Genomic DNA, 21,151 nt, shown 5'->3' with positions numbered 1-21,151 from the left:
AATCGCGGCTAAGGAGCATTATTCTGGGGAATGAAACGAAGCCTAGCGGTCGCAACAGCAAATGTCAGTTAATGTAGGTAGCCTCAAGCAACCGAGCAATACCATTTTTATTCAGGTGGCGGCGGTCTATGCACTGCTGGTTAGCGCTATTTACGCGGTTTCCAGGCTAAATCCAAATGACACCGTGCTGTTCCTGACCACCTCGGTGCTGGCTTGGGCAATTATAGGTTGGTGCCAGTTCGCGCTCTTCAATGCGTTACACGAAGGCCTGCATCGACGATTTGGCCGTCCCCACCGTGAAGGACTGTCTTATGCACTGGCGGCATACCCACTCGGATTTGATGAGACCTATCGTCAGGTCCACCTGGATCACCACAAATACTTTGGCGACGCGCAGCGGGATCCCGATTACCCCAATTACGGCATATTCCCGACCAGCAAAAGGGCCTTCCTAGGGCGTTTTTTACTGAATGTGTGCGGCTGGTATGCGCTTCTGCAGTTTCTTGGCTTACACCAGGGCGGCGATGCTATTCCCGTCGACAGTGCGAAAGCGCCAGCGAAAAAAAGGCCATTGCTGAAACTCCTGGGGGCGCAGCTACTGGTGCTGCTACTTTTTTCCGTCACGGTCGGCTGGATTTATTACTTCTGGCTATGGTTGGTACCACTGGCGACTTTCGGCAAGCTATTTACCTCCACGCGGGCTTTCTGCGAGCACGCCAGCCCCGATAATGAACCAACAATTCGCACCATCACCGGCAGTTATATTGGCGAGAAGATTTTCGGCGTGTTTTGCTTTCATTACCATGCCGAACACCATTTATACGTTGGCGTTCCCTACAATCAGCTCAAACAGGCTCATGTATTACTTGAGAACACCCTGTTTACTGCAAACGACGAACAGCAGCCACGCTATGAACTGTATCAGCGCGGTTATTTCCAGCTATTGTCAAAATGGTTCAGAGAGCTTCCGCTGTGAGTCAGGCCACAGAGCAAACCATTTTCCAGTGCAACTACTGTCACTACACAGACTACGCACCGGTGATTAACAATATTCGCGACTGGGAGTACGGCGTGACCGGTAGCTATGACTACTACCAGTGCAGCCACTGCGAAGGCGTTCAGCTTAATCCGTTTCCCAATCTGGAAGATCTCAAGCTGGCCTACGACATTGACTATCACGGCTATGCTGAAGGCCAGAAGCGCGGCCTTCTATTTTCGGCGCTGTATGCAGCGAAAGAAAAACTGTTCCGGCGACATATGCGTAAATTTGTGAACCCGTCTTCGAAGGTACTGGACGTAGGCTGTGGCGCAGGTGATTTTCTGGACAATATGCAATCGCTGGGTGTCTCGCGCTTGGAAGGTATCGACTTCAGCCAGGAAATGATCGACAAGCTGAACGCTCGCGGAATCACTGGACATTGCGGCACATTTCCCCAATTCGACGCTGAATTCCAAAGCTACGACCTTATTTCGATGAATAACTATCTGGAGCACACCCTGACGCCGGTGCAGGAACTGGAAAAATCATTCGACCTGCTGCGGTGCGGCGGACACCTGGTCGGTGAAGTGCCGGGTTTCGACTCCTGGGAACGTCGCCTCTTCGGGCGTTACTGGGGAGGCAATCATGTACCGCGCCATACCTACCAGTTCAATACTGACTTTTTGTATAAAATTCTACAGTCAGCAGGCTATCAGGACATACAGATTAGCCACCAACTCAACACCGGTCATTGGGCACTTTCAGTGCAAAACTTTCTCCAGCGCAAAGCGCCCGATCTGAAACATAACCCTGCGATAAGCAGCGGCAGAAGCAGGGTCTACGTGCCAATGCTTTTATTGTTCATACCAATCAATATTTTTTGTGTCCTGATGCGTAAGTCCGGCTGCATAAAATTTACCGCGCAAAAGCCCCTAGCCAATAGCGACCATGACTGAAACCTTTAACCAGTCAGGGTATACAGAGGGCTATCCCTCCGGTATTGAGCAACACTTCTGGAATATTGCGCGCAATGATCTGGTATATCGGTGGCTGCAGCCGCGGCTAAAGGAGCATGAACTGATCATGGACGTCGGCTGCGGCACCGGGATTGTGGTTAATGATCTCAAGTCGAGGGGACTGCACATGCAAGGGGTAGAACTCGGGCCAGCGCCAATCATGCCCGGGCTCACAGCCGATGTACGTACAGAAACCAACGTTTTTGACCTTGACCCGGACCTGAAAAATGAAATCAGGGCAGTACTGCTACTGGACGTTATCGAGCACATGCAGGAACGCAGGGAGTTCCTGCAAAAAATCTATTGTGAACTACCTAATTGCCATACCTTACTAGTGACGGTTCCCGCCCGAATGGAAATCTGGTCAGAATACGATCGTTACTGGGGTCACCACTTACGCTTCGACCGGCACGGCCTGGAAAACGATCTCGTTGCAGCGGGATATAACATTGATAAGAGCGCCTACTTTTTTCATTGGGTCTATTTGTCTTCGCTCTTATTGAAACTACTTCGAATCAGCAAGAGCAATGAGTTCAAGGCCATCAAGCGGGGCGGTTTCAAAGCCTTCTGCCATCGTATTTTGGGGCTGTTCACTTGCCTGGAATCGCGACTGATACCAGGAGCGATAGCCGGTTCTTCCATCATCTGTGTGGCGTCGCGCAACGACAATTCAGCCACCGATATTGATTGCTAACGAGCCTCGCTTGCCGCTTGCGTCCATTAAGTTATACTGGCCACGCTCTTCGGGGATAACATAGCCAAGATGCTGTTCAACTCTGTCGAATATTTGTTCTTTTTCTTACCGATTACCGTACTTGTCTTTCTGATTTTGGCGCGTGCACCCAGCACTGAGCGACAAATCACCTGGCTGGTCCTTGCCTCGCTCTTTTTTTACGCCAGTTGGAAGCCGGAATATCTGCTACTTATCATCAGCTCGGTTGTCATTAATTTCTTGCTGGGGAAGCAACTGGCAAGACCAGGCACTGGCAAAGCACTGCCCTGGCTAACGCTTGGTGTCTGTTTCAACCTCGGCTTACTTGGGTATTTTAAATATACCGGGTTTTTCCTGGACGGCCTGAACGCTATTGGCTTATGGCTCATACCGGTGCCAGAAATCACTCTGCCGCTGGCAGTTTCATTTTTTACTTTTCAGCAGATAGCCTATCTCGTCGATGTCTCGCGGCGTGACTGCGAAGAATACCAATTTCGTCACTACACATTATTTGTGCTTTTTTTCCCGCAGTTAATTGCCGGCCCCATCGTGCATCACAAGGAAATGATGCCGCAGTTCAGTACGATGCGGCCGCGCGCCAATATCCCCACGGACTTTGCAGTCGGCATCACGTTTATAGCTGCAGGACTGTTCAAAAAAGTGGTGATGGCGGACTCTCTGGCACAGATTGCCGACCCACTATTCAGTGCCGCCACTGCAACCGACCAGCTAAACACCATCGACGCGCTATTGGCCGGTTTTGCATTCAGCTTTCAGGTTTACTTTGATTTTTCCGGCTATAGCGATATCGCTATCGGCAGTGCCCGCTTGTTTGGCATCAGGCTGCCTGAAAACTTCCGGTCGCCCTATAAGTCACGCAGCGTCATCGAGGTCTGGCAACGCTGGCATATGACCCTGTCGCGATTCCTCAGGGATTATCTATATTTCAGCCTGGGTGGAAACCGTCTGGGCGCCTTCAAACGCTATCGCAACCTGGTGATCACCATGGTGCTGGGCGGATTATGGCACGGCGCAGCATGGACCTTTGTGCTATGGGGTGCGTTACATGGACTATTTCTGTGCCTTAACCACACCTGGCGTGCATTTACCTACCGTGCTGGACTAGAAAAACTTTGTCAGACCGCGTTGCTACAGCCGATGTTTGTATTGCTAACCTTCACTGCCTGGACTATCGCCGTGATCGTATTCAGGGCCGAAGATGTGCCCAGCAGCTGGATTATCATTCAATCCGCGTTCGTGGATATTAACTTCAGCCAACCGTTGATACTGCAAGAAACATTCAACAACGGTCTGCTACAGCGACTACTGACATTTGTCGGAGTTCCAGTCGTCACTTACAGTGAGGTTTCTATCGTTATGCTAGCGGCGGTTCTCATCTGCTGGGCGCTGCCAAACACACAGGAACTTATGATCAAGTACGATCCCGTCATCATCGCAGACAACGCTCCAATAAAACCTGCAGGCATGAGCTGGCAGCCCACCTTTTTCTACGCTGTGATCACTTCCCTACTGCTAGCCGCTTCACTGATGAGCATGTCTTCAATCACTCGATTCATTTACTTCCAGTTCTGACAACATGACGAGATACCTGATTACTGTAGGCGTCATTTTACTGCTATTTATTGGCACTTTTGGAACGTTCAATTATTTTGTCGATCCACTGTTACTCTATCAGCAACAAGGTTCGAGTAATGCCACGCTGAATCGCGTCGACCAGTTCGACAATATGCGTTTCTCCAAGCCATATCACGTGCTCGAAATTAAGCCGGATGCCATTATCATCGGCTCGTCCAGAAGTGGAACAATAATACCGAAACATGCGCAATGGCGTGGACTGAAAGGCTATAACTTCTCACTTCCTGGCATGACCTTGAACGAGATAAATCGCTCTGTCCGACATGCCCATGCCAATCATCGCCTGAACAAGCTGATGATCGGCATAGATTATCAGGCTGTCGTTAGCCCCCTGCCAATCTCACGCTCCGGCTATGAGCCGGATCGCCTGGTCTCATCAGCCACAGGCTTTCGCAGCGCCACTTACTTAGGCCAGTACCTGACAGATCTCCAGGCCTCTTTACTTTCCCTGGATATCGCCAGCGAAAGCCTGGCAGCCCTGTCCCCTCCCGGCCCCAGGGTCAGAAAATATTTTTCCAACGGTGTCTGGCGCTCAATCACCAATCAGTTGACGGGCCGCGGGGGTTATATTTTCTCAGCGAAGAATACCCTCAAGACGCGCGATGTCACTCCCTTTGAAGCTGACACAAACCTCGCCATTTACGAAGAGCTACTCCGCTTCTGCTATAGCAACAACATCGACACCCGACTTTTTCTTACCCCCACGCACGTATTCGTTGTAGACCTCTGGTTTGGCCTGGCCTCCGAGGCATTGTGGCGTGATACACATCGCCGCCTACTCGCCATCAACGAAACACTGGCTACTGAATATGGCAGACCTGCATTTACTATTCGGGGCTTTGGCAATGAAGCGCAGGTTACAGACGAACCCATATACCTGGCCCGAAATATTGAGCGAGCATGGTTCGACGATGGGGTGCATTATCGGGCCAAGATGGCCAACGGCCTCATGAAAGGGGTGTGGGACACCCATTCGGATTTCGGGCAGAACCTGAGCAGCGATAATATCGATCAATATCTGGATAGTATTGATGCGCTGCGAGTTAATTTCATGCGCGATAATCAGGAGCTGATTGCCCAGCTACAAGCTAAAATAAGCGCTCAATGACAATGATGAGATTACCCCCTAGCTGCCATATGTTCGGTATAATCTAGTTCCGATTGTATGCAGATGTTGACGACCAGATCATTACAACTCGCTAGTCCTTTTTTGGAAACTTTTAGATGCGCAAGTTAGTTCAGCGACTTTTCAGTAAAACCGACGAACAGCAGAGAACCCGGTCCGTCGAGACCACAGCGATGCCAGAGCACCAGCCTGAAGCTCCGCTACCACCGCTCACCCCCAAGCTGCCCAATGCCCCGATTCCCGTGGATCGATTTGATCCCCAGGTCGCGGTCCCAGGGGGGTATACCGATGCACCAAGGCCAATGGTGAGCTTCGTGGTAATTGTCTACAAAATGCCAGATCAGGCCGAGAAAACGCTGCTATCTCTCAGCACGCGGTACCAGCGCGGGGTGACCGAGGCCGACTACGAAGTCATCGTGGTGGAAAATTCTTCTGACTCGGTACTGGGCGAGGCCAGAGCCTGCCAGTTTGGCAATAACGTCCGTTACTTTTATCGCGAGGAAACACAGCCCACTCCAGTACCGGCAGTTAACTTTGGTGCCGAGAAGGCCAAAGGTACACATATCAGCATTATGGTAGACGGTGCCCGTATGCTGAGCCCCTCCGTCGTCAGCTATATGCTCGCGGCCACACGAATGCATCCGCATACTCTGATTGCCATCCCGGGCTATCATCTGGGCCCAACCCTGCAACAAAGATCCATGCTGGAGGGCTATTGCCAGGAGGTCGAAGTAGAATTGCTGGCATCTATCGACTGGCCCAGCGACGGTTATCGCCTGTTTGAAATTTCCTGCCTTAGCGGTACAAGTTGCGGCGGGTATTTTAAGCCCATCGGGGAGAGTAACTGTTTGGCAGTACCATCAGAAATCTGGGATAGCCTGGGGGGGTTCGATCCAGACTTTACTGAGACCGGCGGTGGTCAGGTCAACCTGGACTTTTATAAGCGCGCTGTGGAGTTGCCAGATACGCTACTGGTAATTCTGATGGGCGAAGGCAGCTTTCATCAGTTTCACGGCGGTATTACCACTGGCACCAAGGGCGAAGAACGAATCAAGGCCATGGATGATCACTTTAACCAGTATGCAGCGCTGCGCGGTGAACCCTATAAATCGCCCACCCAACGCCCAGTGTATCTGGGTAGCCTGCCTGACAGCGCGATGAAATTCATGCATCACGGCACCACTCAGGCCATGCTAGTGTTGGAAGACTAATTCGCAGGCTCCACCGGTTCATCTTGGAGTCCCCCTTATGAACAGGGTAAACTAACCGCTACTGGCACCAACTGGGAGAACTATCATCGCACGTATTTACTTACCGCCCTCCATGCGAGGATTCCAACCTTTGCGCCGCGCGTTCAGCACCTGGATGGACCATATTTCCTTTGGCTACGACCTGGTTGAAGCGATACGACCCAAGCGGCTGGTGGAACTGGGTGCCTACAACGGCATGAGTTACTTTGTGTTTTGCCAATCGATGATCGAAAACAACATTGACGGCCTCTGCTACGCCGTAGATACCTGGGGCGGCGACGATCACACCGGCGATTACGATGAATCAATTTTCGAAGAAGTGCGCCATCACGCCAGAGATAATTATCGTGGGATCAGCTACCTCATGCGGATGCTGTTTAACGACGCGGTCCATCATTTTGAAGACGACTCTATCGACCTGCTGCACATTGATGGCCTTCACACCTATGAGGCGGTGCAGGAAGACTTCACCAACTGGTACCCCAAGGTCAGGCCTGGCGGGATCATCCTGTTTCACGACATCGACGCCCGGCAATCCGATTTTGGCGTATGGAAGTACTGGGCGGAATTGGAAGCAAAATATGACACTTTTGCGTTTCACCACGGGTTCGGCCTTGGCGTGTTGCGCAAGCCGGGCGGGCCCGATACCGATCTGGATCATCCTCTGATGGATATTATGTTTCACGGCGATGAGCAAGAGCAGCACAAACTGCGTCAGATCTATATTTACAACAGCGAATACATTGAGGCTCGGAACAAAGCCAAACGGCTCAAATGGAAACCCAATCACGGGGCCGATGGCAAGAAGAACAATGAGAATGGCCCTCGCGAGCGCCCGGCTGAAAAATAAGTCAGGCGTTTGTACGCGTCGACCTAGGCGGGAGTGCTCTGCCAAAGAGTACCGTGCTCTATGTCTCCTTCCTCCTGCGGCCTTCCATTAGAATAGTAGTATAAAGCGATAGATCGACGCCCGCGATCAGGCGGACAAGTCATGGGGTGAGGATGACCATGAAAGGAGGTTGTGGTTGTTTGGAAGATGACACAACGACCAGCAACTGGCGCTATTTTCTTCGCCATATTGCCCATATCAGCTGTCCAAAGCTCCAGGTCGCCGCCATATTCTGGCGGCCAGTTCTCATTGAGATAAATGAGCAGATTGAGGCGCCTGTCCAGGCCATACTGGGGATGCTTGTTGAAGTCTGCGTGAACCTTCAAATAGCCCCCTGTGCTCGTATTATGGACACCACCCCCTGCCATGTGGGGGTCGGCAAGCAGACCGGATATACCGGTGACTTTCTCCAGCAGACCAACGAAAGGGTTGTTATTCAACTCCCAGTACAACCGACGATAAACATGCGGCACCAGTCGCTCCCGTGAAAGCCACTCCTTACCCTGTTGCGCCTCGCTACCATCATCCAAATACACAGGAATGTGCTTTGAACCTGCTTTCCTCTTCGCCGCCAAATCAGGAAACTCCCGATTAAGGCGCTCGGTAAACTCTGGCGAAATAAAGTCATCGATTACGATATGAGAAAAGGGCTGTGCGTGGCCAAAACTCTTTGCCATGTCATCCGACTCAGCATGCAAGCGGTCGTAATCAATTATTGGCTTTTCGGTCATTGGGTTGAATTCCTACTCGTGGCCTTGCTTCACTGCAGAGGCGGCAATTCTACTTCCGGCAGAACTTGCCAGTCCGTTTGCGAGGTAGGTTCAACCTCTTTATCGTTCCGGCCCAAAGTGTAGTAATAAATCGCTATCGATTTACGCGACATGTCTTCAGGACACTGCAGTGCGCGCGGATGTCCGTGGAAGGAATCTGCATCTGTGTTAAAAATGACACAGCGTCCTGCCAATGGGCGAAGACGCTTTACACAGGAACTAGCATCCCGACTCCATAGTTCGAGATGCCCCTCGTATTCATCTTGCCAATCCTTGTTAAGGTACAACAACAGGTTAACGCGTCGCTGAAGATCGTAATCAACATGGTGAGTAAAATCAGCGTGCACACCAAGCAGGCCACCGGGCAAAATTTGGTGCAGGCCGCCTCCGCGCAAAGAGGGGTCCGGAATCAGATTTTCTATGCCAGTCAGCTTTTCCAGGCAACGAATGAATGTGCTGGAGTTGAACTCCCAAATTAACTGACGGGCAATGGCGGGAATTTTAAAGAGGTGAGGCATACCCTGCTTGTTAAACTGGACTTTCTCTCCGTCGCTGCCGGTGGCCATTAGCTGGCGCCAATTGATATCAGCTTTCGGTGATGGAAAACCGTCAAGAACCGCGTCTGTAACTCCCGAATCGATAAAATTATCGAATACACTATGCGGGAACGGATCCGCTCCCACATAGGCGTCATGCCCTTCCATAAACTGTCGACGTATACGACCGTAGTCTAAAATTTCATGCTCTGGATAAGCGCCCGCTAATAGGCTCATCTTGTTCTCTCCGAAAATTCACAGCCAGTCAATGCCAAGCGTTGCGACTCACGCATTATCATTATCCGGTGGTGTGCCATATTTTTCTGCCAGCGCCGCACGCGACTTGTTAAAACTCCGCTGCAATTTTATCGCGGTGCTTAAATGATCATCAGGCAAATCCCCTAGCGTGGCGTCAAAGGGAACGGTGGTGATGTTCTTGTCCTCCCAATAGTACTTCAACTCCTCACGGCTCCAGTCCTGGTATATCTCTGCCCAGCCCTCCCGCTCAAAGTGCGGCCGCAGGCATCGCTCAATCATCTCGTCGCCTTCAGCCTGATATCGATAGTCCACAGAAATTCGCATGCGATTGGTGTCATTGGGCAAGGCGCGGTGAATCGCCAGACTATGAAAAGCGATGACATCGCCTAGTTTAAAATCACTGGACAACCACTGCATGGATGCTGCCTCCGCCGGCATACTGGTCTGTCTATGACCAGCACCCAGAGAATACTCTACCGGAAGCAGGCCCAGCTTATGGGAGCCCTCCAGCACCGCCAGTGAACCCATGGACTTAGGGCAGTCGGAAAGTGGTATCCAGCAGGCGTATAGGTCCTTTGTACCCTGGTTATTGACGAAGTCTTGATGTGGCGGCGTACTCCATTCTTGACTCTCAGGAAATACGAGGCGCGCGATAGATAGTGGGTGGGGAAACGCCGTTTCTCCCAATAAAGACTGCATCAGGGTTATCACCGCCGGATCGTGGGCAAGACCGTGAAAGTCCTGCAGACGCTGAATACGATCATAGACTTGAAAATACTCTTCTTCGCCCTCGACCTTAGGAGCAGTCCAGGTTGTGGCGGTCATGGGTTCAACACCCGGCTTTAGCCAGCCACAGTCATCGCAAATAGCAACAATCTGGCGCTTCAATTCCAGCAGTGGTCCTGTATCCACAAGCCCGGATAGGTACACGTAGCCATCACGATCGAATCGTTGCTTCATAGCCCCGGGATCGTGGAGCAGCTCGGATGAGTTCAGAAAAGCCTTCATTTCGCCTCGTGATGGTGTAAAAAAGCGATCTCAACAAGCCCTAACTATCAGGGCCAATGTTCAAAATCCAACGTTTGATTATAGGTCCATGGAGCGGCAAATTCTAGCGACGACCTGTTTCACAAAATAGGTAGCTAGACTATCAGCGGCGTTCCCCATTCAGGAAAACCACTGGCCCTGAAAAACCAACTGATGGTGACGATTTGCTCGCGTAACTTCCAGGGCTTGAGCGCAGTTTGATGAACGGACATTTCATCGAGAAAAACGGCATCTCCGGGCTCGAGCTCAATATTTACCGGAGCATGATGACGGGTGACTTCGGCGAACAATTCCTCAGGCATGGCTCGACCATAGTCCAAGGGTGCTATACCTTTTCCCTCAGCCCAGCCGAGCCGTTCCTCGATGCGCCGGGGAATGATGTTCAAACCGGGGTTATCCACACCACACGATGTCACGGCCGCCCAGCAATTGACTCCATAAGATTTTTGTCCGAAAAAATTGACATCCTGATGCCAGGGAATAGCCGCAAATTTGTCCCGGTCAGCACGATGGTGACGCAGTTTTGTGCGCTCGCCAAATAGTAAAGGCTCACCGTCCAGGTATTCTCTCACTACATCCAACAAACCACACTCCCGATAAACTTCCAGCAAATCAAAAAGAGTGTGGGCAGTACAGCCCAGAGGACCATTGTCCTCTCGATTAGCATATTCTTGAGACTCAGCCACCGCTAGTAAGCGCTCGACTTGTTTCAGACTGTAAAGGCCACGGACCAACAGACAACCTTGGTAGAGTAAGCCCGCTGCCAACTGGCTCACGCCAAATTCCGCAGCAGAAATCTCGAGCAGCCCGTTTTCCTGAGGAAACAGGTCCCGGTAGTTCGGCCGCATCGGCTGCAAATTGCTACAATTTTTACGTAAAGCCTCACCACCACGAATGCGAAGGCTCAGCAATTCTTGCTCCAAATCAGCAGCGCGGGCCACTCGGTTTTTCGCAGACATCTCTTTAATATTATCTATCATCATCCAGTTACCGCTAAATCTTCTTTGGAATTGATTTGTCATGCCCTGTTAATGCTGTCCACGGACCCGATCTCTAACCAAATTGACTCGTTTATCCACTCCTAGATAGACCGCGAATGCAACGGCATGAATAAATACAATACTACTGAGCCAAAGCCCTCCCCCGTCGGGTTTTTCTCCGGACCAAAAAAAGTAAAGGACGACAGCAGCCACCTGCCAGTGACATAAAAATATGGGGTATGCGAGATCACCAAGCAAACGATCCATTTTTCGCCAGCCATGGCTAAAACTTCTGGCTTCCAGATTATTCAGGGAAATCAACAAGAGCACAGTGCAAATCAATATAATGTAAAAACCAGCCACAAGCGGATCGCCCAGCCATCCCAGCCTCGATGCGATTAACCCCAACAAGAATAACCCCGCCGAAATCGGCAAAGGCAAGCAAAGAAAACGCGCAAGCGCACTTCGATACATGTAAACCATAGCACCTGCGGAAAATGGGAGCGATGCAGCTGCATAACTAGCGTAACGATCGACAAACTCAGCACCATTAAACAGAAGCCAAAGTGTGTACAACAAGCTTCCACCAAACCAAATCAGGACTACGGAACGACTGCGGGACAATCCCAGGCCCATCAAGACATAGAAAAATATTTCGATATCCAGTGTCCATGCGGGAGGCACCAGAACCTTATATGGACCATCCAGTAAACCGATAATAAATACGTTTGCTAACCAGTCTGTTACAGATAACGGCATGGATAATTTGTAATTAGTGAGAAAGGCCTCACGAGGAATTGCAGCAACAATGCAAAGAGCCAACAGCAACACAATCCAGTAGGTTGGAAAAATACGTAGAAATCGGTTGAGCGCATAGCGACCAAGGCCGGGAAGAGTAAAGCCGTAGATACGGTTAATGACACTGGTCATCAGATAACCGCTGATAACATAGAAACCAAATACCGCAGCTACACCGGACCACCCGGCCATACTGCTCCACAAGTGACTGAGAGTCACCAACAAGGCTAACAGATAGCGAAAACTGCCCAACATAATGCGTCGTGTACCTCCGTCGATACGTCTTTAATTAAAATACTCTTTGAGCCTTTAAGCAATTTACATGCGCCTTCAACTAAAATTGAAAATAGAGGAACTCACTGACAGCAGACAGATTTAGGCAGCAAACCATAGCCATAAACGCCAGGAAGCACGCCCAGAAAGCATTAGGTTTCCACCGAAACGTAAACCTTGCTGAACGAGACGCATCAGCCTGGTCAATGGTGACATCATATTGTTTAAACAACTGGAATGTACTGGGCAGCAGCCAGCAAACCAGACAGGCAAATAAAATCAGGCTATAGACCAACTGTACTGCGGAAATACCCGGTGAAAGCATATGCATCAATTGCAGAAGATTGGTGCGCTCAATCGAAGCCGTAAGCTGAGGGTCGAACACCCAAGCTGTGGGCTGAAACACCTGACTGTAAAGATAGCCGGCGGTAGCCACACTATCGGCGCGGAACAAAATAAGAGTGAGGACCACCACCAGGAAAGTAAGCATCTGGGACCCCACTTTATAAGCGTTTTTATTGACCAGCCCGAGAGGCCCTGACACACGCACACGCCAAACTTGATGTATCACGACGTATAAGCCATGACATATTCCATAAAGCACAAACGTCCAGCCCGCACCGTGCCAGACTCCACCGACGAACATGGTCAGAAATAAATTAAAGCGTTGACGACGTGGACTACAAAGGAAGCCGCCCAAAGGCATATACACATAATCCCGAAGAAACCTCGATAGTGTTGCGTGCCACATGCGCCAGAAGTCACTGATATTCCGCGCTCTGTAAGGGGAGAAGAAGTTTACCGGTAATTTCAGACCAAATAGGCAGGCCAGACCGATAGCCATATCGCTGTAGCCAGAAAAATCAAAATATAGCTGCAGTGCATACGCCATGCTCCCAGCGACTACATCAATCGTACCCAATCCCGCCTGTCCCGCGGCAAGGCTAAAAGTTGGTGTCGCGATTCCCGCAAAGCTATCGGCAATCACGACTTTTTTAAACAACCCAATCACCAGAATTGACACGCCAATGGTGATATTGCGGCTAGTATCCATCGCTTGATTAAGCTTCTTAAACTGCAGAAACATCTCGCTATGATGCACGATTGGCCCAGCAATGAGTTGTGGAAAAAAACTAACAAATAGACAGTATTCCAAAAATCCATGCGCCTCGGTCAGCCCCTTACGCGTATCGACAAGATAGGTGATTTGCTGGAAGGTATAAAAGGAGATGGCCAAGGGAAGGATGATATGACGTACATTCCAACCCAGATCCAGGGCAGTATTGATATTGCCGAGAAAAAATTCAGCATATTTGAAGTAGGCTAGTAAACCGAGATTAAATAGGATTCCCAGCGTCAACCAGGCTGATCCGCGCTCGGATCGTGCCAATAACAGACCCAAACTGTAGTTTATAGATGCAGAAAAAAGCAGCAGCAGTAAATACGCCGGATTCCACCACGCATAGAAAAACAATGACGATAAAACCAGCCAACCCATCACTAAACGCAAGTCGCCGTGGCGCTGCAGCCATAGAAACACGAACACGACCATTGGCAGGAAGAAGAATAGAAATTCTATTGAATTAAAAAGCATGGTTTATTGTAGTTATTGTCTCGATACAGAACGCAGCAGCGGGTGACGCCGACCGCTGAAGACTCCATAATAGCATTACCGGGCGAGCAACATTGAACACTTTTAATCTGTTTCGGACACAGCGAGCATGAATCACTACATCAGGCAAAGCCTCAGCGCATTCATCGCCCTAGTCGCTTTCACAATGTTATTTAATATCTGGGCCGATCCTTACAACATTTATCGCTTCGGCTCCGCAGACATGCAGCGAATGAGTAGAATCGATCAGGGCATGACAATGCGTCTCTCAAAACCCTGGCAGGTTCATCAGCGCAATGCTGCGGCAGCGGTTATTGGCAGCTCTCGCAGTGGCTCCATGTCGCCGCAACACGCACTATGGCTGGATAAACAACCTTTCAACCTATCCATGCCCGGTCTCACACTTTACGAGATGCTGCGTACCATCGAGCACGCCCATGCAAATGGCCCTCTGAGCGACTTAGTGATAGGTCTCGAGTACGAAACATTCATTGCCGGAGATTACAAGGCTGGGATTGGATTTTCTGAAAAACGACTAGCTGCTAGCACGAGTGCAGAATTTTATCAGCAGGTAATGCAAGACTTCCTGACAACAACACTGACCACTTCGGCGATAACGCGAAGCACAATGGCCATTAACCACAGAAAGCCGATCACAACCCGATACTTTCCCGATGGGCATTGGGAAAACGAGTCGCGTGCTTGGCGTGGCGAATCAGGCTATGTTTCTGTCGGTAAAAACATGGCCCGACTGACCAAAGGCGCATCTTCAATCTACAGCGAGAACCTGAAAACCTTTGCAGACATTGTTGAATTTTGCCAGCGAGAGAATATCAAAACTACGCTTTTTATCAGCCCGGAGCACATTTTTCTCACTGGCTTGCGCAAAGTCATCAATCCACGTTCCAACTGGAAAAAGTTTCATCGGGACCTCAAGAATATCAATCGCAAGGCCGCCAACCAATATGATCAGCAGCCTTTTCCACTGTGGGGATTTAACCATTTGAAAGGTATTGTTGACGAACCACTTCCCTCAGGCGATATCGACCCAAGCGCATGGTTTCGTGACGGCATACACTTTCACAACAAACTAGGAATCAGACTTATGGATCAGATGCTTGAAGCATCTCATCATCAGTCGTTCGAACTCAGCCAGGGCAGCATCGATGATTACCTGCAAAGCGTCGATAAACTGCAACTGTATTTTTTCAGCAATAACCAAAAAGTAACTGCGCGATATCTGGCGAAGATTCTATGATCAATAGCGCAGACGCTGGGTGCTGTCGGAGACAGTGAGCCTTTTTTTCATTAATGTGTAAGGACCTATTTCCTCACTGATTTCGAAATGTAGCTCTATCCAATTGGTCCCATCAGGATCTGATTCAACAAGCCCTGATTTCTTGATAACCAACATCGGTCGTAATGCGTTCAGCACGCCGGCCTTTCCCCACTGTTGCTGTTCAGGTGTTGCATGCCTTAACGGGTATTGGGACAGGAACCCCGGGGATGGAACGTGAGCACCAGTCCAAAAATACAAACTATTAAATCGAGAGTTAGTTAAAACCACATCAGCACCATTAAGCGATTGCACCAATTCACGATAAATTTTGGCACGACCGGGTTCAATCCTGATGAACTCTGTGCCCGCTAACCGTAAAGGCTGGTAGTTGGCATATTGTTTTTTGGCTGTCCCGTACAACGATAGCAGCAGGGTGGTAACTGCCACCACTAGCGAGATAGGTAATAATTTTTCACGCAGAAAAGTCGAGCTTCCATTAAACCTGGCATTCAATACTGCACTTGCATCAGCCGCACAAACTATCGATGCAGTGAGAACAAAAAGCCCCCCAAAGTACAGCTGGGTTCCTGGAATGGGATATGCAAGCAGCGGCATCCAGACAGCAATCGCGACCAGTAACATGCGACCTAGCGGTGCGGCATCGTTCGAGGTTTTGAACGCCGCCACCCAACACCAGGGAGTTGCGTAAGCAATCAAAGCCTGCGAATTGGCCGGACCATCAATCACAAGCGCATAGATCACGCCAACTAGAAAGATGCCCCTGCTAAACCATAATATCCAACCAACAATAGTCGAATTTCTTACGGTAACCGCAACCAATGCCATGACCAAAGACAGTCCTGCCACGAACACTTGTGCCAGAGAGTAATCGCGAAAGAAATGAAAGAATTCAACCTGACTGTTCGATAGGCGCATCAGGCTCAAGAGTATATCCAGAGGACTGATTCCCTCTGCCGCAGCAAAACCCAAGGCGAAAAGGCTTACAGCAGTGAAACCCGAAACAAGTGCTACCGCGTTATGGTTTAAAAGCTCTCCTGCCTGGCTTTTAAAAGAAACGACAAGGGCGAAACTGGCAGTGCTGAAACCAACAATAATGGCAAAGTAAAGACAGTTTTCGATGGATATCAATGGATACATCAGGAGCACCGGAAGCAACATTGATGCAACAACGACAATGGTACAGAGCGGATAAAAATTCGCCTTTAACCTGCTCGGACTGAGCAGCACCACAAGCACAGCAGCAACGCAGAATGCACCTGCATTGATTTTGACATTAATAATGGCTGCGGCTACGGCGCCTATGACGATCCAGGGTAAACGCCCGCCCCGAGCATCGTACCAGCATCCAATCAAAGGAATGAGCAAAGCGAGTATCGCAACAAGCACCTGAGGGTGGCCAGGTTCATTAACCAAAGATCTCGGATACAAAAAAATCAGCACAAACGCGCTCGCCGACCACAGCCACGAGCCGGTAAAACGCCTAACTAACCAGTAGCCAACACAAGCTAGCAACAACCAATGAGCCAAGGTCAGAAAGCGCACCGAACTATTTGAGATGGGTATCTCGCACCAGCCGTGTACAAACTTCACTAGAGCCAACTGCAGTGGGCCAAATATCCAGGTGATTTCGCTGTAAGGTATATAGCCATCGAGGTAAAGCTTGTTACTCAACATAAACAAGCCCTCATCGTCATATTCTCGATAGTTAGAAAAGAGTTCGTAAAAGCCCAACTGCACACACACGATAAATATAAGCAACAGTGCGAGTAACTCAACTGTGATTTGGCGGGTATTCATAATCGAGTCAGGCTACAGCACCTTGGAAACCTCTTGAAAGCCAGTGGCCAGAGAACAGAGAACAGGGCGTCATCATGGTTTTGTAGCAACAATGAAAAACTGCTTTCCGAGAATTTTCCAGGCCATTGGGATCGACAAGTAGGCCCTGACGAGCGACGGATGCGTGGGCAAGGCGCCCTGTGTTGTATACGGAAGAAAGCGATCGACACACCGTTCGATCTGAAAACCCTTGATAGCCAGAATTTCACAAAGCGACGCGTGAGTCAGACCCAAGTGATGGTCGTAGAAATCCCAATATTCACCCGGCAGATAACGCAAGTTAGGACCCATAATCATATAACGCCCACCGGGTTTAAGGGTCAACCAAATTTCGTCCAGCAAACGCTCAAGTGCCGTTTTATCCGGTAAGTGTTCAAGAAAATTTGAGGTAAAAACTACATCGGCCTGGCCTCGAAGTTGCGAAGCAATCTCAGTAGCACTAATGGAAATAAAGCGCACATTTTCAGCTAGGTGCTGCTCGGAATCCGGATTGAGGTCTACGCCAATTTTTTCGCCTGCAGAGATATTATTGATAAATTCACCGTAGCCACAAGCAACATCTACCACGGTATCGGAGAGCGTAACAAATTGCTGAAAATAATTGGCACAGATGACTTTCCATATCGCATCTTTCCTGATCAGGTCTTCCTCTGGAAAGCGGTTCCGGTAGAGCTCGGCCAGATGCTTATCATCCATAGTAATTTTCTCTAAACGCAAAAAACTTATAAAAGAGGAAAGTTGCCATAACTGGCAGCGTGATTGCAATCGCATGAGCGATCTCTTCGGAGTTGCGCACGAAGCCCTGCCCTATCAACCACTGCTTTAACAATAATGACGCAATCCATACCACTGGCAAAAACAGCAGGTTGATCGCCAGGAAGTCCCGCGCCTGTTTGCGAACCGGTTTGTCCGATTTCGGAAAAACGTACCAACTATTGAGAGCAAATGCGATACCCATGCCAACACCATAAGCAAAAAAAACTGCCCAGGCATAGGGCATGGTGAGACTTAACAGAATACGAGCAATCCAGTGCAAAAAAGCAGCCGAGCCACCTACCAACAAGAAGCCGGCAAACTGTCTCGATAAAAAATATTTCAACATGCTGTGACCATAGAGGCCAACTTACGACCCAAATCTATGCTTTCAGAAATACCTCTATCTTCAGGATAATAATAGGAGGTATCAGCCACCCACAAGCCTTTAACCGGAAGCTCCACTGGCGGCAATTTTTCGCTAAAGCCCGGCTCACAGATAGGCTGGGCAAATCGATAACGACTGCTGCGCACGTCAATAATATCCTGCTCAGTGAGCTCAGGGTTTATAACTTTCAAATAGCCGCACACACGCTCTTTAAACCACTCATCAGGCTGCGCAAAACTTGGGTGGTCCCCGGGCAGGTAGTACGGAACATAAACCACATGCTCGCCCAGTGATTGCAGGTTGGTGTATTCCACCAGACCGGGAATATCCATATCCGGATCGTTTATATTGACCCAAAAATTCCCTGACAGTGGTCTAGCCAATTTGACGATCACGCAGACGACGGCAATATTATTGACCGAGCGATAAGCGTCTAGAACTGACGCGGGAAGATCGGGTATCAGGCGCGGCACAAACGGCAGCGGGATTGTGCTGACGACCCTGTCGAATGTTTCCAGTAAACCATCGCTCTCGACGGCATGGACAGAGCCATCGCGGATATGAACCTCAGTAACCGGAGACTCCAGGCGAATTTGACCACCTCCTGCCTCAATGTGGCAAACCATCGCATCCAGTAAAGTCTGGGAGCCATTTTCCAAATAACCGAGTTTTTCCTTAAACAGGTTATAACGCGAGCGTCCAAGTCGACGAATCCGACTCCATATCCATGCCGCAGATAAATTATCTGTGAAATCATGAAACTTATATTCGAACAATCGTTGCCACATGACCTCATAGGCCTGAGGCCCCACCCAACGCATCACCCACTCTTTGGCGTTAACTTTATCCAGTGGCCTCCAGTCGTTTCTCTTAGTGCATAGAAAAGCAAACAAACCATAGCGTATCTTGGAGATCAGGCTGAGGCCATCAAATTTCAACAGCGCAATAGGATTGCCCCAAGGCTGCAGCTTACCCCGGTACCAATACGCCATTTTAGTTTCCGTCCAGTGCATCTTTTCAGCAATACCCAGTTCCTCCAGTATTTGCAGAAAGCCTGAATCGGAGGTGCAATGAAAGTGGTAGTAGCGCTCTATCTTCATGCCTGAAAAATCGAACGCAGCCGTCATGCCGCCCACCCTGTCGTCCGCTTCAAAAATAACTGGCTTATAGCCCTGATTCACCAACTCGTAGGCTGCCGCAAGACCCATAGGGCCGGCGCCGAGAACGGCAACACGTTTATTCATGGTCAGAACTCCAATACGACCTGGCTGTACGACGGGTTATTAAAGGTCTCGTCAATTGCTTCCCTGAATGGGGTTGATCTGACGCCAAAAATATTCGGCCAATCTATGACCTCAAATTCGTCGTCAGCAACCAGTGCTTCCAGTTGCTGCGTCGTAAAGGGCGGGTCGCGGTCAAACCAGCCCCAGACACGTAGCAAAACGTGAAACAGCGGGTAGGGAATGTGCAAGATCATCGAGTGGGCACCGGTAACCTTGCGGATTTCGCGAATCATTTCGACATAATCGAAGTGCTCCTGGCCCGAAATATTGTATAGCCCCGCCGCTCGCCTATTTTTGACACAGCTGAGAATTATGTCGCAGAAGTCGCCCACATAGAGTGGCTGGCGACGATAGTTACCGCGCCCCGGAATAGGAAAAACAGGTACGCGCTTCATGAAACGTGACAACCAGCCAAAATGCTTGCGATCAAACCAGCCGAACATCAAAGTGGGGCGCAGCACCGGGCAGTCTAGACCGCTAGCGAGAACCAACTTCTCTTGATCGCGCTTGCTGCGGGAGTAAAAGTCATCCGCTACAGACTCGACCACGGAAGAACTGATATGCACCAGGTAAGGAGGACGTTCTCTGTCGATCGCGTCCAGGATTAGACGGGTAGCGGACACGTTGTTGTTTTCGAAATCCTCTGGGTTCAGTCCACCAATCTGTGCCTGCAGCATGATTAAAACATCAGCATCCCGAATATGCTGCTGCCAGCTGCCCGGTTGAGAGAGATCGACATGCTCGACGAACACATCTGGATGCAGGGCTGCCAGAGACGCTAAATTTGCCTCATGCTTATCGAGCACAGTAATGTGACGATAGCCCCGGGCCTTGAGTCGGACGACCAGATTCTGCCCCACAAGCCCTGCTCCGCCGGGAAGCACTACCCGGGTTTCCTCAGCCTCCATCGTATCCATGTCTTTAGACTCAGGCATCAAATATCAAGCCTGTTAAAGACAAATCTCGGCAAATGACGAATGACCCACATAATCACTGCCCATTTACCCGGGGCGTAAATCACCGCTTTACCCTTATCCACCCCCTTGACTATCACGTCTGCCACTTCAGATAGCTCAGCCAGTGGAAGCCCACTATCGACAAGGTGTGCCGTCATTGGACTATGTGTAGGTCCGGGTTTCACCAGGCAAAGTGTGACGCCGCTATTGTGTAATCGGTGCTGAAGACCCTCGACATAACGTTCTAAGAGCCCTTTGGCAGAGCCATATATATAATTGGACTTACGGCCACGGTCTCCCGCCACGGAACCCACAACGACTAAGGTGCCACGACCCTGTTCAATCATTTCGGCAGCAATAGCCTCGGCAAACAAAGCCGGCGAAACGCCATTTAATGCAAGCGCCTGATCAACGCGGCTCAAATTCTCTTGACACTCATTCTGTTCAGGAAGTGAACCATGGGCGATCATCGCCAGGTCGATAGGACCATCCTTGGCCTGATCAGCCATGAATGTCTGTATGCTGGTAGGCGCCGTAAAATCCAAAGTCACAGTTTGCACTTTTGATAATGGGCTGCGCACACTGAGGTCCCGCGAGAGTCGCTGCAAACGCTCATCACTGCGTCCCACCAGCACTAACTCGACGGGCTGGTCTGACCAGCGCCGCACACATTCGGTGGCGATAGCCGAGGTCGCGCCTATCACGAGTATCTTTTTCAATTTCATACCGCCAT

The 21,151-nt window shown here is 50.0% G+C and carries 20 protein-coding genes; 8 read left to right on the top strand and 12 right to left on the bottom strand.

Translation table 11 applies throughout. The features are described 5' to 3' along the window. Window positions 1–61 precede the first annotated feature (61 nt). From EYC87_RS13990 to EYC87_RS13960, 7 genes are all read left to right on the top strand, one after another. Window positions 62–976 carry a fatty acid desaturase family protein gene (locus tag EYC87_RS13990; RefSeq protein ID WP_279253428.1) on the top strand — a complete coding sequence of 305 codons (915 nt, stop codon included), beginning with the start codon at window positions 62–64 and terminating at the stop codon, window positions 974–976. Further along, the gene (locus EYC87_RS13985; protein ID WP_279253427.1) at window positions 973–1,935 is read left to right on the top strand and encodes a class I SAM-dependent methyltransferase; all 963 of its coding nucleotides are present in this window, start codon (window positions 973–975) and stop codon (window positions 1,933–1,935) included. Before EYC87_RS13990 ends, EYC87_RS13985 begins: the two co-directional genes overlap by 4 nt. Continuing rightward, complete coding sequence (locus tag EYC87_RS13980; protein ID WP_279253426.1) at window positions 1,928–2,689, top strand: class I SAM-dependent methyltransferase; 762 nt, start codon at window positions 1,928–1,930, stop codon at window positions 2,687–2,689. Before EYC87_RS13985 ends, EYC87_RS13980 begins: the two co-directional genes overlap by 8 nt. 69 nt (window positions 2,690–2,758) lie before the next feature. Then, window positions 2,759–4,300 carry an MBOAT family O-acyltransferase gene (locus EYC87_RS13975; RefSeq protein ID WP_279253425.1) on the top strand — a complete coding sequence of 514 codons (1,542 nt, stop codon included), beginning with the start codon at window positions 2,759–2,761 and terminating at the stop codon, window positions 4,298–4,300. Window positions 4,301–4,304: 4 nt separating this feature from the next. After that, on the top strand, window positions 4,305–5,471 hold the full coding sequence (locus EYC87_RS13970; protein ID WP_279253424.1) for a hypothetical protein: 1,167 nt from the start codon (window positions 4,305–4,307) through the stop codon (window positions 5,469–5,471). Window positions 5,472–5,587: 116 nt separating this feature from the next. Then, a complete protein-coding gene (locus EYC87_RS13965) occupies window positions 5,588–6,700 on the top strand; it encodes a glycosyltransferase family 2 protein (protein WP_279253423.1) in 1,113 nt (370 codons plus the stop codon). A gap of 130 nt (window positions 6,701–6,830) precedes the next feature. Then, window positions 6,831–7,589: a class I SAM-dependent methyltransferase gene (locus EYC87_RS13960; RefSeq protein ID WP_279253422.1), complete on the top strand. Its 759-nt coding sequence runs from the start codon at window positions 6,831–6,833 to the stop codon at window positions 7,587–7,589. Between the two features lie 23 nt (window positions 7,590–7,612). Here EYC87_RS13960 and EYC87_RS13955 read toward each other — a convergent pair whose 3' ends face one another. The 6 genes from EYC87_RS13955 to EYC87_RS13930 form a co-directional block, all read right to left on the bottom strand. Beyond that, window positions 7,613–8,359 carry a 2OG-Fe(II) oxygenase gene (locus tag EYC87_RS13955; protein WP_279253421.1) on the bottom strand — a complete coding sequence of 249 codons (747 nt, stop codon included), beginning with the start codon at window positions 8,357–8,359 and terminating at the stop codon, window positions 7,613–7,615. Window positions 8,360–8,388: 29 nt separating this feature from the next. Then, window positions 8,389–9,171 (bottom strand): 2OG-Fe(II) oxygenase, encoded by a 783-nt coding sequence (locus EYC87_RS13950; RefSeq protein ID WP_279253420.1) that lies wholly within the window; start codon window positions 9,169–9,171, stop codon window positions 8,389–8,391. Window positions 9,172–9,219: 48 nt separating this feature from the next. Further along, on the bottom strand, window positions 9,220–10,200 hold the full coding sequence (locus tag EYC87_RS13945) for a phytanoyl-CoA dioxygenase family protein (RefSeq protein ID WP_279253419.1): 981 nt from the start codon (window positions 10,198–10,200) through the stop codon (window positions 9,220–9,222). 134 nt (window positions 10,201–10,334) lie between these two features. Beyond that, window positions 10,335–11,261: a phytanoyl-CoA dioxygenase family protein gene (locus tag EYC87_RS13940; protein ID WP_279253418.1), complete on the bottom strand. Its 927-nt coding sequence runs from the start codon at window positions 11,259–11,261 to the stop codon at window positions 10,335–10,337. A 6-nt stretch (window positions 11,262–11,267) separates the two neighbouring features. After that, window positions 11,268–12,272 carry an acyltransferase family protein gene (locus tag EYC87_RS13935; RefSeq protein WP_279253417.1) on the bottom strand — a complete coding sequence of 335 codons (1,005 nt, stop codon included), beginning with the start codon at window positions 12,270–12,272 and terminating at the stop codon, window positions 11,268–11,270. 79 nt (window positions 12,273–12,351) lie between these two features. Next, window positions 12,352–13,884: an MBOAT family O-acyltransferase gene (locus tag EYC87_RS13930; protein ID WP_279253416.1), complete on the bottom strand. Its 1,533-nt coding sequence runs from the start codon at window positions 13,882–13,884 to the stop codon at window positions 12,352–12,354. A gap of 127 nt (window positions 13,885–14,011) precedes the next feature. Here EYC87_RS13930 and EYC87_RS13925 point away from each other — a divergent pair, with 127 nt between their 5' ends. Then, the gene (locus EYC87_RS13925) at window positions 14,012–15,160 is read left to right on the top strand and encodes a hypothetical protein (protein WP_279253415.1); all 1,149 of its coding nucleotides are present in this window, start codon (window positions 14,012–14,014) and stop codon (window positions 15,158–15,160) included. Here the strand turns inward: EYC87_RS13925 and EYC87_RS13920 are convergent, their stop codons facing one another. From EYC87_RS13920 to EYC87_RS13895, 6 genes are all read right to left on the bottom strand, one after another. Then, window positions 15,161–16,876: a hypothetical protein gene (locus tag EYC87_RS13920; protein ID WP_279253414.1), complete on the bottom strand. Its 1,716-nt coding sequence runs from the start codon at window positions 16,874–16,876 to the stop codon at window positions 15,161–15,163. A 195-nt stretch (window positions 16,877–17,071) separates the two neighbouring features. After that, window positions 17,072–17,734: a class I SAM-dependent methyltransferase gene (locus EYC87_RS13915; RefSeq protein WP_279253413.1), complete on the bottom strand. Its 663-nt coding sequence runs from the start codon at window positions 17,732–17,734 to the stop codon at window positions 17,072–17,074. Then, on the bottom strand, window positions 17,727–18,140 hold the full coding sequence (locus EYC87_RS13910) for a GtrA family protein (RefSeq protein WP_279253412.1): 414 nt from the start codon (window positions 18,138–18,140) through the stop codon (window positions 17,727–17,729). The genes EYC87_RS13915 and EYC87_RS13910 overlap by 8 nt, the downstream gene beginning before the upstream one ends. Next, window positions 18,134–19,423 carry an NAD(P)/FAD-dependent oxidoreductase gene (locus tag EYC87_RS13905; RefSeq protein ID WP_279253411.1) on the bottom strand — a complete coding sequence of 430 codons (1,290 nt, stop codon included), beginning with the start codon at window positions 19,421–19,423 and terminating at the stop codon, window positions 18,134–18,136. The genes EYC87_RS13910 and EYC87_RS13905 overlap by 7 nt, the downstream gene beginning before the upstream one ends. Window positions 19,424–19,425: 2 nt before the next feature. Then, on the bottom strand, window positions 19,426–20,397 hold the full coding sequence (locus tag EYC87_RS13900) for an NAD-dependent epimerase/dehydratase family protein (RefSeq protein ID WP_279253410.1): 972 nt from the start codon (window positions 20,395–20,397) through the stop codon (window positions 19,426–19,428). Continuing rightward, a complete protein-coding gene (locus EYC87_RS13895) occupies window positions 20,397–21,143 on the bottom strand; it encodes an SDR family NAD(P)-dependent oxidoreductase (protein ID WP_279253409.1) in 747 nt (248 codons plus the stop codon). The genes EYC87_RS13900 and EYC87_RS13895 overlap by 1 nt, the downstream gene beginning before the upstream one ends. Window positions 21,144–21,151 lie beyond the last annotated feature (8 nt).

It is taken from the genome of Candidatus Seongchinamella marina (assembly GCF_026262685.1).
GTDB classification, from domain to species: Bacteria; Pseudomonadota; Gammaproteobacteria; order Pseudomonadales; family Halieaceae; genus Halioglobus; species Halioglobus marinus.
Note: the sequence above shows the minus strand (reverse complement) of the source record. Positions and strands in the feature narration are given on the sequence as shown.

Excerpts from the sequence above, each read along its gene's own strand:
- EYC87_RS13925 (WP_279253415.1), top strand. The coding sequence starts at position 14,012 with ATGAATCACTACATCAGGCAAAGCCTCAGCGCATTCATCGCCCTAGTC.
- EYC87_RS13895 (WP_279253409.1), bottom strand. The coding sequence starts at position 21,143 with ATGAAATTGAAAAAGATACTCGTGATAGGCGCGACCTCGGCTATCGCC.
- EYC87_RS13915 (WP_279253413.1), bottom strand. The coding sequence starts at position 17,734 with ATGGATGATAAGCATCTGGCCGAGCTCTACCGGAACCGCTTTCCAGAG.
- EYC87_RS13940 (WP_279253418.1), bottom strand. The coding sequence starts at position 11,261 with ATGACAAATCAATTCCAAAGAAGATTTAGCGGTAACTGGATGATGATA.
- EYC87_RS13980 (WP_279253426.1), top strand. The coding sequence starts at position 1,928 with ATGACTGAAACCTTTAACCAGTCAGGGTATACAGAGGGCTATCCCTCC.
- EYC87_RS13955 (WP_279253421.1), bottom strand. The coding sequence starts at position 8,359 with ATGACCGAAAAGCCAATAATTGATTACGACCGCTTGCATGCTGAGTCG.
- EYC87_RS13970 (WP_279253424.1), top strand. The coding sequence starts at position 4,305 with ATGACGAGATACCTGATTACTGTAGGCGTCATTTTACTGCTATTTATT.
- EYC87_RS13900 (WP_279253410.1), bottom strand. The coding sequence starts at position 20,397 with ATGCCTGAGTCTAAAGACATGGATACGATGGAGGCTGAGGAAACCCGG.
- EYC87_RS13990 (WP_279253428.1), top strand. The coding sequence starts at position 62 with ATGTCAGTTAATGTAGGTAGCCTCAAGCAACCGAGCAATACCATTTTT.
- EYC87_RS13975 (WP_279253425.1), top strand. The coding sequence starts at position 2,759 with ATGCTGTTCAACTCTGTCGAATATTTGTTCTTTTTCTTACCGATTACC.
- EYC87_RS13945 (WP_279253419.1), bottom strand. The coding sequence starts at position 10,200 with ATGAAGGCTTTTCTGAACTCATCCGAGCTGCTCCACGATCCCGGGGCT.
- EYC87_RS13920 (WP_279253414.1), bottom strand. The coding sequence starts at position 16,876 with ATGTTGAGTAACAAGCTTTACCTCGATGGCTATATACCTTACAGCGAA.
- EYC87_RS13935 (WP_279253417.1), bottom strand. The coding sequence starts at position 12,272 with ATGTTGGGCAGTTTTCGCTATCTGTTAGCCTTGTTGGTGACTCTCAGT.
- EYC87_RS13965 (WP_279253423.1), top strand. The coding sequence starts at position 5,588 with ATGCGCAAGTTAGTTCAGCGACTTTTCAGTAAAACCGACGAACAGCAG.
- EYC87_RS13910 (WP_279253412.1), bottom strand. The coding sequence starts at position 18,140 with ATGTTGAAATATTTTTTATCGAGACAGTTTGCCGGCTTCTTGTTGGTA.
- EYC87_RS13950 (WP_279253420.1), bottom strand. The coding sequence starts at position 9,171 with ATGAGCCTATTAGCGGGCGCTTATCCAGAGCATGAAATTTTAGACTAC.
- EYC87_RS13930 (WP_279253416.1), bottom strand. The coding sequence starts at position 13,884 with ATGCTTTTTAATTCAATAGAATTTCTATTCTTCTTCCTGCCAATGGTC.
- EYC87_RS13905 (WP_279253411.1), bottom strand. The coding sequence starts at position 19,423 with ATGAATAAACGTGTTGCCGTTCTCGGCGCCGGCCCTATGGGTCTTGCG.